General features: G+C 42.4%; 11 protein-coding genes. All 11 read left to right on the forward strand.

Going from position 1 to position 14,177, the window contains the following annotated elements:
• Window positions 1–5: 5 nt before the first annotated feature.
• The 11 genes from wbaP (at window position 6) to QU667_RS02470 (ending at window position 14,175) form a co-directional block, all read left to right on the forward strand.
• Window positions 6–1,445, forward strand: a complete 1,440-nt coding sequence (gene wbaP, locus QU667_RS02420) for an undecaprenyl-phosphate galactose phosphotransferase WbaP (protein ID WP_304987749.1) — start codon at window positions 6–8, stop codon at window positions 1,443–1,445.
• Window positions 1,446–1,472: 27 nt separating this feature from the next.
• Window positions 1,473–2,246: a DUF4422 domain-containing protein gene (locus QU667_RS02425; protein ID WP_304987750.1), complete on the forward strand. Its 774-nt coding sequence runs from the start codon at window positions 1,473–1,475 to the stop codon at window positions 2,244–2,246.
• The gene (locus QU667_RS02430; RefSeq protein WP_304987751.1) at window positions 2,218–3,180 is read left to right on the forward strand and encodes a glycosyltransferase family 2 protein; all 963 of its coding nucleotides are present in this window, start codon (window positions 2,218–2,220) and stop codon (window positions 3,178–3,180) included. Before QU667_RS02425 ends, QU667_RS02430 begins: the two co-directional genes overlap by 29 nt.
• Window positions 3,181–3,204: 24 nt before the next feature.
• Entirely contained in the window at window positions 3,205–4,608 is a 1,404-nt protein-coding gene (locus tag QU667_RS02435; protein ID WP_304987752.1) for an O-antigen ligase family protein, read from the forward strand.
• Window positions 4,605–5,732: a glycosyltransferase family protein gene (locus tag QU667_RS02440; protein ID WP_304987753.1), complete on the forward strand. Its 1,128-nt coding sequence runs from the start codon at window positions 4,605–4,607 to the stop codon at window positions 5,730–5,732. The genes QU667_RS02435 and QU667_RS02440 overlap by 4 nt, the downstream gene beginning before the upstream one ends.
• Window positions 5,733–6,950, forward strand: coding sequence for a UDP-N-acetyl-D-mannosamine dehydrogenase (wecC, locus tag QU667_RS02445; protein WP_304987754.1), 1,218 nt, complete (start codon window positions 5,733–5,735; stop codon window positions 6,948–6,950). It abuts the gene before it with no gap.
• Window positions 6,947–9,070, forward strand: a complete 2,124-nt coding sequence (locus tag QU667_RS02450; protein WP_304987755.1) for a bi-domain-containing oxidoreductase — start codon at window positions 6,947–6,949, stop codon at window positions 9,068–9,070. The genes wecC and QU667_RS02450 overlap by 4 nt, the downstream gene beginning before the upstream one ends.
• A gap of 45 nt (window positions 9,071–9,115) precedes the next feature.
• Window positions 9,116–10,465 (forward strand): AAA family ATPase, encoded by a 1,350-nt coding sequence (locus QU667_RS02455; RefSeq protein ID WP_304987756.1) that lies wholly within the window; start codon window positions 9,116–9,118, stop codon window positions 10,463–10,465.
• Window positions 10,452–10,979: a hypothetical protein gene (locus QU667_RS02460; RefSeq protein ID WP_304987757.1), complete on the forward strand. Its 528-nt coding sequence runs from the start codon at window positions 10,452–10,454 to the stop codon at window positions 10,977–10,979. The genes QU667_RS02455 and QU667_RS02460 overlap by 14 nt, the downstream gene beginning before the upstream one ends.
• Before the next feature lie 119 nt (window positions 10,980–11,098).
• Window positions 11,099–12,454, forward strand: a complete 1,356-nt coding sequence (locus QU667_RS02465) for a phenylacetate--CoA ligase family protein (RefSeq protein WP_304987758.1) — start codon at window positions 11,099–11,101, stop codon at window positions 12,452–12,454.
• A gap of 302 nt (window positions 12,455–12,756) precedes the next feature.
• Window positions 12,757–14,175 (forward strand): lipopolysaccharide biosynthesis protein, encoded by a 1,419-nt coding sequence (locus QU667_RS02470; protein ID WP_304987759.1) that lies wholly within the window; start codon window positions 12,757–12,759, stop codon window positions 14,173–14,175.
• The last annotated feature ends 2 nt before the right edge of the window (window positions 14,176–14,177 follow it).

Consider the following 14,177-nt stretch of genomic DNA (forward strand, 5'->3'; position numbering starts at 1 on the left):
TATTCATGCATACGGAAACTCGGATTTCGGCTCGCATACGCAGAATATGTGCACCGCTCCTTTTTATCTGTTTTGACTATTTTGCCATACTTCTCGCAGAGAAAATGGCATTTGGTCTGCATGATATCTATGGTCTCTTGATGGGGACATCCTATCACGTTTCCGACGCTTATCTTTACTTTTGGATTCCCCTTGTTTTCATTGCATTTCTTGCTATCTCACAGACCTATACGAAGATGCAGCCGATTTTGGAGACGGTACGTCAGATCTTCTATGCAGTGCTCTATGCGCTCATTACTTGTATCCTAGCTCTTTACTTCATGGAGGCGAGCATGCTTGCCTCACGTCTCTACGTTGTTCTCTTTGGTGTACTTGCACTGTTTAATATTTATGCTGCTCGATATGTCCTGTTGAAGGTTCTAAAGACAACAAATCTGCTGATGAAACCTGTTATCCTGATTGGTGCGGGGAAGACGGCGGAGTTGGTGCTCCGTTCATTCAATTCTGATCTTGGTTATCGCTATAAAATTGTCGGCATATTGGACGATGCCCCCATTTCAGAAATATTGCCTCGGAAATTTCTCCTGATGGGAACATTGGACGATGCGGCAAAAATTGTGCGTGACACCTATGTTAAGACTGTCATCGTCACAGTGCCGGGAATGGAAAAGGAGAAGCTCCAAGCACTCTTAGAAAACATACAGCCTTATGTAAGGGATATAATTTTCGTTCCGGATCTCATCGGTGTTCCACTCTACAACGTGGAAGCACAGACATTGTTCAATGAGCAGATTATGATGTTGTCCCTCCGAAACAACCTTGCACGTCGCAGAAACCGAGCATTCAAACGAGTTTTTGATACCTTTGTGGGAGGCTTCCTGTGTATTCCTATTCTTCCCATTCTACTTGTTATTGCGATTTGTATTAAGATTGATTCGAAGGGTCCTGCGTTTTTCAATGGTCAACGCATTGGTAAGAATGGGAAAACATTTACTTGCTATAAGTTTCGATCCATGTATACGAATGCCGGCGAGATTATGAGAGAGTATCTTGCTGAGCATCCCGCAGCGCAAGAAGAGTGGAATACATTTGCAAAGCTTCGCGACTATGATCCCCGTGTTACGAAGCTCGGGAGATGGATTCGTAAGTATAGTCTGGATGAACTTCCACAGATTCTGAATGTGATCAAGGGGGATATGAGCCTTGTCGGTCCCCGCCCTTATCTTCCAAGGGAAAGAGACGATATTGGTGAATATCTCTCGACAATTACACTTACTGTCCCTGGAATTACTGGATTTTGGCAAACGAGTGGGCGCAACGATGTTAGCTTTGCGGGGCGTGTTGCTATGGATACATGGTATGTGCGAAACTGGTCAATTTGGCTTGATTTGATGTATTTATTTAAGACGGCAAAGATTGTGTTTACGGGAAAAGGTGCGTATTGAATCAATTCATGTACGGAGGGAAATAGATTGGATGTAAAAATCATTGTGGCTACACATAAAAAATATTGGATGCCGGATGATAAGGTGTACTTGCCTCTTCATGTAGGTCATGCGGGAAAAGAAGATCTTGGTTATCAAGGTGACGATACGGGAGATAATATCAGTCAAAAGAATGCAAATTATTGTGAACTCACTGGTCTCTATTGGGCATGGAAAAATCTAGCAGCAGAGTATATTGGTCTGTGTCATTATAGAAGATATTTTGTAAAAAACCGTTGGGGGAATGCCCGAGAAGCTGTTTTTAAAAAGAGAGATTTTGAAGAGCTCTTGGTACAGCACCCCGTGCTTGTTCCGAGAAAAAGACGTTACTATATCGAAACGATTCGTAGTCATTATAATCACTCACATTACGCTAAAGATTTATATATGACAGAGATGGTTATAACTGAATTATACCCGAAATATATCGTTTCGTTTAATAATGTAATGGAACGAACTTGGGCGCATATGTTCAATATGCTTGTAATGAGAAAAGATTTGCTCGATGGGTATTGCAGATGGCTCTTCCATATATTAAGTGAAGTTGAGCGGAGGACAGACATCTCACATTATGATCCTGTCGAGGCAAGAATATATGGGTATTTGTCTGAACTTCTTTTAGATGTTTGGCTTGAAACAAACAATATTCCTTACGAAGAAGTACAAGTGCGCTTTATGGAACGACAGAATTGGGTGAAAAAAGGTGGTATTTTCCTCAAACGTAAGTTTTGGAATGGAAAACGAGCAACAAAAGAAACTTAAGATAAGTGTTATTCTTCCTGTATATAACGTAAGAGCATATATTGAACGTTGCTTAATTTCTTTTATACAACAAGGCCTAGATGATCTGGAGTTGATTTGTATAGATGATGGATCCACCGATGGTAGCGGGAAAATTTGTGATGATTATGCTTTAAAATATAAGGAAATTAAAGTATTTCATAAGGAAAACGGAGGTGTTGGTTCAGCCAGAAGTTTAGGCTTGCAGAAATCTTCCGGAGATTATATCGCATGGTGTGACCCAGATGATTACGTTGATATGCGATGGAAAAACAAGATCTTTGAGGCTCTGTTTACGGAGCCAGATTGTGTTGTGATTGGGCTAACCAAGATTACTGACGAAAAACCTGTTCCTCAACCATTGCCCTTTGATGGTTATATAAAAATAGAGAAATATCTATATGAACTCTCTTGCGATCGATATATTAAAAGTTATTTATGTACGCATATTCTTAAATCTTCAATAGTCAAAAGTGTTCCGTTTAGCTCTTCGTTGAAGTATTATGAGGACTATGATTTTTTTACGAGATTTTCTGTCAAACTAAAAACGATTTATTTTATTCCTTATAGTCTGTATTACTATGCATATCGATCAACTAGCTTGACGCATCAAAGAAAACCGGCGGCTTTCATCAGACAATCTTTTGTTATTGCACATAAAAGGTACAATCGTTTTTTACGCTCTGGTATTGCTTGCTCTAAAGCTGGTTATTGGAAAACACTTCTCGTTGGGTGTATGGCGCTCTCTTTATATGCAGAAGGGAGAGTCCTATACGAAAAAGGAAGATATCTCATTAGTAAAAATCTGTGTGACATTATGCAAAGTACAGATTTGCGAAAAAAGGATAAATTGGCTGCATTAGTTGTCACTTTCACGCCATATCATTTGTTAAAGGCACTTCTATCAAAGTGCTGACACTATGTGAATAGAGGAGGATAAATGGATAAAATCGAAATTCGATATCACTCTATCTGCATAGGTATGGCGATACTTTTCTTTCCCTTTATTACATCGATTAAAGGAATAGCAAATTTAGGTTGGTTGGGAAAAGAACTAAGTTTTTATCCACTTATGGCTGGAGTCTTTATCTGGGGACTTAGTTGTCTTTGTTATGGAAGAAAAGTATATATCCCTCGTATCAGGTCTGTGGTATGTCTATGGTTTTTTGTGCTTGCTGTTATTTTATCAGGATTGCTAAACTTTGTGGAGTTATGGGGGATCACCTATGGAGACAGAACAGGGGTATATATATGGTTTATGCAGATGGTATCTATTTGTGTTTATGTAGCTATTTCTCTCTATACATATAATTGGCTTAGATGCTATGATGGTGACGTGTTTCGATTCTTGTATAAGTATCTGATATTGTCTTTTTTTGTTGCAGGTATATACTCTATATTTGAATTGGGAAGTCTTGTCGGACAAAGTGTCTTTGGTGATGTTCTATCGTTTTTGGACTCCTTATTTCGTGAAAGTGATAGTCAAAATATACTTTTAACTTATGGGCGCGTGAGATCTGTAGCTGTTGAAGCTTCATATTTTGGTATGTATTCCGGGATTCTAATGCCATGGTTGTTTTCGTTGATTTTTCTTGCGAAAAGTCGGTATAGAATTCTTGTCGTTCTTGGGTGGATCTACTTTACTTTATTAAATATTATGAGCATATCAAGGACAGCCTATTTTATCTTTCTTGTTGAAATGATTGTCTATTTATTGTTGTTTAGAAGAGAGCTTCAGAAAAAATTTTTTTGGATAGCTCTTTATGGGGGCAGCCTTATCCTTTTAGGGGTGGGCGGGGGCGTAATCTATGGTGATTTTGTCAATGTTGACATCTTTGCCGTTTTTGGGTCTCTTTTAGGTGGAAATGCAGGGAGTTTTAGTAGTTCAAATGATGCACGATTAGGTTCTCAGTTTGCTGCCCTGCAGCTTTTTCTTGACTATCCTGTTTATGGAGTTGGTTTTGGTACGGCTGGCTTATATCTTGTAAATTATTACCCTCTATGGGCGTATGCGAGTCCTGAAATTCATATATGGATACAGGAATATATTGCCCAGAGCGGACTGGTATCTACACATGGGCTGTATTCTCGCCTACTGGCTGAAACAGGATTGCTTGGCTTTTTTGCTTGGGTGCTATATTATATCTCTTTATTTTCTGGTCTTTTACGTTCAGTAGGGATAGAAAAACTATCCTTTCAGCTGATTGTCAAAAAGAATCTTTTTGTGACCTTGGTTGGAACGAGTTTGTTCGCCTTCAATATTGATGCTTTTCGACTTATGTCTTATTGGGTGCTTTTTGCTTTTGTTTGGTGTGTTATAGCAAGAGATGGTCATGTCAGATGAAGATTTTAATGATAACAAGGTCCTATCCACCTCTCCGAAATCCAAGAGCGTTTCGTTCTTATGAACTGTTGCGAGGATTCTGTGAAAGAGGCTTATGCGTAGATTTGGTAGCTCCTGAGGGGATTAAATGTAGTGATAGCGATCTGTGGGGGTATCATCTTGTATCCTATGGCGGGAATTATGATAAAAAAAAGGCTGGTACAAAACAATATTCTCGCTTGAAAAAGTATATCAGGAAAATATCAAGCTATTTTTTAGGCGACTCACCTAGCAATATTCTTTATTCAATATATTTGTTTAGATTACTATTGGAAAAGAGAATGTTAAATCATTACGATGCAGTGGTAGTTATCAGCTACCCCTTTTATAATTTGGTTGCTGTTTCCTTATTTGCGAAGCTGTTTTCATTAGAAATTCGACTCATTGCTGACTGTGGAGATCCCCTGTATCATAATTCTTCCTTTGCAAAAGCTTTGTATTTGAAGTGGTTTGAACGGTGGGTGCTAAAGTCTTTTGATTATGTTACTATTCCGTTTGAGCATGCTCAGAAAGCATATCAAGAGGCTGTTTCGCAAGGGAAGATTAGAGTGATTCCTCAAGGTTTTCATATGATCGATATTTCTGTTGGTATGTATCAAGAAAATCTTATACCAACGTTCTGTTATGCGGGAGTCTTTTATGAACAGATACGTAATCCGGAGTTTTTTTTCGAATATCTTATGATGATACAGGGGGATTATCGTTTTATTGTATATGCGCTGGATGAGCCGTTTACACAATCACTACTAGTGAAATATCAGGTGCGATTAAAAGATCGGTTGATTGTTATGCCTCCTGTTGATCGTGAAGATCTAATTCGCGCAATGGCAAAGATGGATTTCGTCATTAACTTTGATAATGATAATGCAACACAACGACCAAGTAAGCTGATTGACTATGCCATGAGTCGGAGGCCTATCTTGAGCTTTAACCGCCAGACGTTTCGACCAGAAGTCTTTCAAGCATTTCTGAAAGGGGACTACAGTGCACAATATCATGTTGATTTAGAGCAATATGATATTCGTCATGTGGTGGATCAGTTTGAGGCATTATTTGAGGAGAAAGCAGGGGAAGAGGCACAATAAATGAAAAATGTATGTGTGATAGGGCTCGGCTACATCGGTCTTCCAACGGCGACGCTGATTGCCAACAACGGCTTCAAGGTCTATGGAATGGATCCGGTGGAGTGTGTCGTGGAGACGGTCAATCGCGGGGAGATTCACATTGTGGAACCGGAACTTGCGACGTATGTGAAGAAGGCAGTCTCCTCGGGAAATCTCCATGCGGATGTAAAGCCGCATGAAGCGGATGTGTTTATCCTCGCGGTCCCTACACCATTTAAGGGGGATAAGGAACCAGATTTGTCTTTCGTAGAATCGGCGACATGTGAAATTGCTCCATATGTCAAAGAGGAAAATCTGATTATCCTTGAGTCGACCAGTCCTGTTGGAACGACGGAGAAAGTTCGAGACTGGCTATTTGAGGAGCGAATGGATCTTGTGGGGCAGTCTGTTTACTTTGCCCATTGTCCGGAACGTGTCCTGCCCGGCAAGATCGTTGAGGAACTGCCACATAATGATCGCATTATCGGCGGTATTGATGAGGAATCGACGAAGAAAACCATCGACTTTTATAGCCGTTTTGTCACAGGGGCGCTTCTCCCTACGGATGCGAGAACCGCAGAGATGGCAAAACTCACGGAGAACTCCTTCCGTGATGTGAATATTGCATTTGCAAATGAACTCTCGATTATCTGCGACAAGCTCGGCATTGATGTCTGGGAGCTGATTCGTCTTGCAAATCGCCATCCGCGCGTCAATATCCTTCAGCCGGGCCCCGGAGTCGGTGGACACTGCATTGCTGTGGATCCATGGTTTATCGTAGACTCGGCACCGCGTGATGCACGACTGATTCGTGTTGCGCGTGAGGTCAATGACAGCAAACCGCACGTTGTTATGGAGAAGGTATATGAAGCAGTTCGCACGACTGAGAATCCGAAGGTTGCATGTCTCGGTCTTGCGTTTAAGCCAGACATTGATGATCTGCGCGAGAGTCCGTCGCTGCAGATTGCGGAGAAACTCGCAGCAGGGACGCTTGATGAGCTGCTCGTTGTAGAGCCGAATATCCATACACTTCCTGCTTGCCTTGCAGATAAAAAAAATGTACGCCTTGTATCGGTAGAGGAAGCCATGCGGGATGCGAATATCATTCTGCTGCTCGTCGATCACAAGGAGTTTAAGGCAATGGATCGGAGTTTTCTTAATGGGAAGACGGTCATCGATACACGGGGGATTTTTGCATGAAGCAGGTACTGATTAAACGTGGATGCGCTGTTGCAGAGGATATTCCTATCCCGCAGATAGAGGCTGACAAGATTTTGGTGCATGTGGCAAATTCGTGCATTTCCATCGGTACCGAGATGAGCGGTGTGCGTGCGAGTTCCGTTCCTCTATGGAAGCGTGCCCTCAAGGAACGTGACAAGGTCAAGAGAGTCCTTGATATGGTTGCTGAAAAAGGTGTTGCACAGACACGTGAAATTGTCAAAGGGAAACTCGAAGCGGGGGCACTTGTCGGGTACTCAGCGGCGGGTGTCGTCATTGGTGTCGGTGCAAATGTGCGTGACGTGAAGATCGGTGAGCGTGTCGCCTGTGCCGGCGCGCAGTGCGCACATCACGCAGAGATTATCAATGTACCTCGTAACTTGCTCGTGAAGATTCCAGAATCCGTTTCTTTTGAAGAGGCAAGTACGGTTACACTTGGCTCGATTGCCATGCAGGGCGTACGCCGTGCCCATACAACACTCGGAGAATGTTTCGTTGTGATCGGCCTTGGCGTCATCGGACAGTTTGTTGTACAAATGCTCAAAGCAAGCGGCTGCAAGGTGATCGTCAGTGATTTGGATGCGGGACGCATCGAGATTGCACTGAAACATGGGGCGGACTATGCCATTCAGCCGGATGGCACGACGGATGCCGAGCAGGTAGCGCGTCTGACGGATGGGATTGGTGCAGACGGCGTTATCATTACGGCAGCGGCAAAGTCCGATGCCATTGTTTCAACCGCATTTAAGATGTGTCGTCGCAAGGGGCGCGTTGTTCTTGTCGGTGATGTCGGTCTGCATCTGAACCGTGCAGACTTCTATGAGAAGGAGATTGATTTCTTCATCTCCACTTCCTATGGACCGGGGCGCTATGATAGTATTTACGAGGAAAAGGGACTGGAATACCCCGTTAGCTATGTACGCTGGACAGAGAACCGCAATCTGCAGGAAGTGCTGAATCTGATTGCAGCGAAAAAACTCTCCGTTATGGATATGGTGTCGAAAATCTATCCCGTGGAGGAAGCGGACGCCGCATACGAATCACTGAAAACTGCATCACCGAAGCCTCTCATGGTGCTTCTCTCCTACCCTCAAGAGGACCAGGAAGAAGCGGATGTTGTAACCGTTGCTGCACATCCAACACATAAGGAAAAGATACAGGTTGCTCTGATCGGTGCGGGCGGCTTTGCCAAAGGGATGCACCTGCCGAATATCAAACAGCTCGGCAATCTCTACCAATTGCGCGGCGTGATGAGTCGCACGGGAACCAATGCCGAAGCGGTCGCAAAGCAGTTCGGAGCTGACTATGCGACAACGAATTACGAAAAGGTGCTTGCGGATGATGCCGTTGACATGGTGCTTATCGCAACACGTCACAACCTTCATGCCGATATGGTCTTGGCAGCACTCAAATCGGGCAAACATGTCCTTGTTGAAAAGCCTCTTGCCATCAATGCCGAGGAACTGGCAAGGATCGAGCTGTTCTATCGGGAACATCATGATGCACCTTTTCTTTTGACCGGATTCAATCGTCGCCATTCACGCTATCTGCAGGAGATCGCGAAGCACACGACTGCACGCCAAAATCCTATGATCATTCACTATACGATGAATGCAGGCTACATTCCGCTTGATCATTGGGTGCATACTGAAGAGGGGGCGGGGCGCAACATTGGAGAGGCGTGCCATATCTATGATGTATTCAACTTCCTCACGGGAGCAAAGGCTGTTTCTGTCAGTGCATCCTCCATTCAGCCGAATGGGGCATATTATAGTGCCAAAGACAATTTTATTGCCACGGTTACTTACGACGATGGTTCTGTAGCCAATCTCATCTATACGGCTGTGGGCAGTAAAGAATTTCCCAAGGAAACGATGGAAGTGTTCTTTGACGGGAAGATGATTACGCTCAATGATTACAAGTCGATGAAGGGATACGGTGTAAAGCTTGCCTCGATTGAGACGAAGGGCAGCGAAAAGGGGCAGCTCGAAGAACTTGAGGCATTTGGTAAGTCAATCAAAGAAGGGCGTGAAGCTCCGATTTCCCTTTGGCAGCAGGTGCAGGCAATGCAGATTGCCTTTGCGGTGGAAGAGCAGATTTGATTGCTTTTCGGCAGGAGGATATTCGAAGATATAAGGAGAACATTGATGCGAAAATTAAAGATAAAAGGCTTTGGTCCGTTAGATCATATTGACCTTGACTTGGATAAATCGTGCAACCTCATCATTGGGGAACAAGCCATAGGTAAGAGTACACTAGCTAAAACGATATACTTTTCGTTAAAAATACGAGATTACCTATTGGAATGCTTGTCTGATTTGTCAGAGCTTCACCCGGGAGAAACACGATACGCTCGTTTTTTGTTCTATGTAAGACGATGCTTTATGGGGTGTTTTGGAACAACGAAGCATATGCGTCCCTTCAAGATAGAGTTCGACTATGCGTGCGGTTCAACGCCAAAAGGAACGAAACAACTTATACTGACGTTGAAAGATGGCTTTGTGGACATTAAATTTTCACGTGTTCTACAAAATGACATTCAGGCTTTGTTTCAACGTGCAGAAGAATTGTATGGGCAACGAGATTTAGTACAACATATAGGTGTCTATGATGATGTGATTCAAGATTTACAGGCCAGCCTGTTGATACGTCAACATTTGCGGCAGACGGTCAATGCAATGTTTGATATACAGGGAGATGTTTTGTATATTCCGGCAGGTCGAAGTATTTTGGCCACACTGTCTGAGCAGCTGCAGGAGATTGATACAACAGATACGTCTCAGATGGATTTACCGTTGAAGGAGTTTATTGCACTTATCCAAAAGTTGAAAAAACGATTTGGAACGCAGCTGGAATATATCGTTGAGCAGTATACAAAAATGGAAGGGAGGAATATTCGTAGACATGATGTTCAGCTTGCCATAGATACAATCAGAAAAATTTTAAAGGCAAGCTATATCAATGAACAAGATACAGAAAAACTCTATTATGATAATGAAAATTGGGTAAAACTCATGTATGCCTCGTCCGGTCAGCAGGAATCCCTATGGATTTTGCTGCTGATTTTTCAGCGCCTTTTATTACAGCAAAAAACTTTTTTGATTGTAGAAGAACCCGAAGCACATTTATTTCCTATTGCACAGAGGCATATGATGGAGATGGTGGGATTATTGATGTATGCTACGGGAAGCGAGGTGTTTATTACCACTCATAGTCCCTATGTGTTAAACTCCTTAAATGTGTTGGCATACTCTGGAAAGATTGAAGGCAAGGATGCGAATATCAAGAATGCTGTCGTGCCTAGAGGTTATAGAATTCTTCCGGGGCAGCTTGAAGCGTACCTTCTTTTGCAACGTGCGGGAACATCATCTCTTGTATCTATTATGGATAAAAATGAAGGCTTAATCCAATCTCACAAGATCGACAGACTTTCGGATATTATAGAGCAAGATATGGAAAAGCTGCTTGAAAAAGAGGTACAATATGATTTGCAATAATGCAAAACAGTGTATGGAAGAAGTGTTAAAATCTAATACAACTACTTTGAATTGCACAAAATCGGAAAAATGTCTCGAATTCTGTGATTCGAGATCACTTGTTAAATGTGAAGAGAAAGGAATCGAGTATTATATTCAAAACCATCTGCCAAGCGAATTGGAGATAGCCAAGATTCATGTGGATAGCCATATGATTACATCACCGGAATTGAAATGTGATTACATGGTAATTATGAAAACAAAGGACACGTCGGAAGTTGTCCTTGTTGAATTAAAAGGGAAGGATTATCAGCATGCGATTCACCAACTGAACAAGACACTAGACAATTTGTCTGATGCACTGACATTGTTTCATAGTATTCATGGAAGAATCGTTTGGCGCACAAAAAAAGCTCCAAAAATGGATGCAGATCCTGATATACTAAAACTTCGTCGAAGATTTTTGCAGCATAGAGGTGACTTGAAAGTGGAGAAATCTCCTTTTGAAGAATCCAGTAGCTGTTTTCTGATATGATTCGTGGATATTGCGTATATTTGAATCATGTTCGGCAGCAGTTGCAGGCAATGCAGATTGCTTATGCAGTAGAAGAACAGATTTGAGGTGTAGACGTGCTTCGGGAAATATATCATAACTTGCCGCCCTTTCTTCAGCGTGGTATCGATGAGTTGTGGAGTGCGATTCCGCCGAACATCAAGCTAGGTACGGCATATGGCGATATGCGTAAACTTTTGTCTGCGTCAGATTCATGGACACAGGATCAAATTCATGCTTGGCAAAATGTTGCAATAAAGAAACTACTTCAGCATGCTTATAGCACTACCGTATTCTATCGGCGCATATTTGACGATGCCGGCTTTCATCCAGAGTCGTTTCGAGATGTTTCTGATCTTCAGCGTATTCCATCCATCACGAAACAAACCGTTCAGGAAAACATGCAGGATATGCTGTCGAATGCGTTTTCATCCAAGCAACGCATTCGAATGACTACCGGTGGTACTACGGGACGCCAGCTTGTTTTTTATGCGCAAAAACGATTTACAATAGCGAGAGAAAAGGCTTTTTTTGATCATCTTTGGTCGAAGGTCGGCTACACTGCCGGGACATCAGAAAAAGTGGTATTGCGAAATAATGTATTAACAAAAGGTGCATTGTGGCAATACAATCATCGAGATAAAAGTCTGATATTAGATCCCTATCATCTGACTGATGATAACTGTGCCAGAATTATGGAAACGCTAAATGAGGTGCAAATTCCGTTTTTCCATGTGTACCCATCATCTGCGTTGATGCTTGCCGACTATATCAACAGGACAGATCATCGGTTAAGGTATACTCCGAAAGCTGTATTTGCAAGTTCGGAGAATCTTTATAAAGGACAGCGTGAGATTGTAGAAGCCGCATTCGGCTGTCCTATGTTGCTTCACTATGGACATTCTGAGATGTGTTGCGTAGCGTCATGGTGCATTGAAGAAAATCACTACCATCTGGAAGAGATTTATGGTTATACAGAACTTTTGGATGAGGAACAGAAGGTTATTATGCAACCGGGACAAATGGGAGAAATCACGGCAACGGGATTTAACAACTATGTGCTTCCCTTGATTCGCTACCGTACTGCGGATTATGCTGCATATGCTGAACATAATTCGAAATGTCATTACTCTGGGAGAATTTTGCAGGATGTGGAAGGTCGTTGGCTGCAGGAGATGCTTGTTACATCGAAAGGAAATAAAATCTCGATGACGGCGATTAATTTTCACTCTGATATTTTTGATCGTGTGAAGTTTTATCAGTTCTATCAAGATACTCCCGGTAAAGTTACGATGCGTATTGTCAAGAATGATGGATATACTCAAATGGATGAGACTGCAATACGTCACGCCATGGAGGAAAAACTGGGAGAGTTCCTGCATTTTGACTTTTCCTATGTGGACGCAGTTGAACAGTCGAAGAATGGGAAATATCGGTATATTATATCGAAGTTGTAGCTGTTGTACCATTTTTAGGAGCTACACTTTTAAGGGGGCATTTTTTGTGAGCGAGAAGTGTTACAGGAAAATCAATTGAGCGTTGATAAATTCAGCACGGCTATCTTAAGCATATCTTTTTTGCTCGTACTGTGTCCTAGAATCCTCCATCATAGCCTTTGTTATGTGTTCGGGTTATCTCCTTATTCGGATGGAAAATCTACGCCAATTGGTCGGACTTTATTTTATTAATAAAGCCTTAATTTATAAGAGGGGCGGATGCCTGAATATGACTATAGTGCAAGAATGCGAAGCAGATTGCTATGTTTGCTAGATTATTAAAAACAATCTCGGTGTATTTTGGTGCAAATCTTTTTGCAAAAGCTTTGAATTTTTTGTTTTTTGCATGGCTGAGCCGGCTCCTCTCCATTGAGGAGATGGGGGAGTTTTCGCTGTTGAATATGGCAGTGACAATCCTATCGCTGTTGATGTTACTAGAGATGCCGAGTGGTTTCAATAGGTATTATCTCGATCAGGCGTTGGATGAACGGGAAGTTTTTGAGAACTCGATTATCAACTTCCTATTGATTGTCAATGCCATACTTGTAGGGGGGCTCATTGTTATATATGCGGCTTTCCCACAGATCTTCGCTGTTCTGCCGCAAGATGCATGGGCATTGGGCTTTATCCTTCTTATACCATTTGGTAACGCTGTCGTCAGCATTTACCAGACGAAGATGCGTCTCCTACAACGAGCCACGAATGTGGCTTGGGTTATGTTGGTGCAGTCTCTTGGTTATATCGGTACGTTTTTTCTGCTATGGCAATTGGGGTTCAGTAAACTGGCTGCTCTTATGGGGGCGTTTGTTGGTCAAAATGTGTTTATAGTTATACTCCGTTATAAAGATTTCTGTACATGGAGACCAACGTTTCGGTGGGAAAAAATTAGAGAGTGTGCACGGTTCTCGGTTTGGCTGATTCCATCAAGCATAGGGGCATATTTTTCTCTTCTCTCCGGCAAATATTTTCTTGGTCGCGCGAATATGATTCGTGAGGTCGGTATTTACGAGGGAAACAACAAGGTTGCAAATACCTTTCAACTTGTGATGGAGCCCATCTACATGGCAGTGTCGCCAATGTATTTTGCGCGCTATAAAGAGAACAGCTATCGCCATTTTTACTTACAAACTGTAGGTGGAATTGCCTTGTTGATGCTCATGGTTGCTATTGTGACAGGCTGCTTTGCTCGTGAGATTGTCTGGGTTATTTTAGGCGAAAAGTATGTTGCTTATTACTACTATTTATATTTCTTCATGGGCATTGCGATATTTTCTTTTTTAGCGAGAATTGTAGCCGTCAACATACATTTAGCACAGAAAAGTCAATATGACACTGCGATTGAGCTTTTTAGTGGATTTTTAAATTGCGGTCTCTGTTTCACTGTCCTCGTCCTTTTAGATGGCGGGTTGACAGAGCTCGTGACTGTGATTACTGCCTGCTATGGGATTCGCTTGATGCTATACCTTGTTGTCGCAAATCACAGTTTTCCTAAAACGGCCGTACCTCTTTTCTATGGAGGAGTGTTTGTCATCAGCGGTGTTGCCATCTGCTTTTTTAATCTGATGATACAACCGAGTACGTTTAGCTGGCGTATTGTTGTTTGTATGGCGGAGCTGGTAGGAATATTGTGGGGGGCCATTTATGTTGGACATGTTAACCTTATCGATCTTTTGAAGCGCTGATG

The sequence above is a fragment of the Selenomonas dianae genome (assembly GCF_030644225.1).
Taxonomy (GTDB): domain Bacteria; phylum Bacillota; class Negativicutes; order Selenomonadales; family Selenomonadaceae; genus Centipeda; species Centipeda dianae.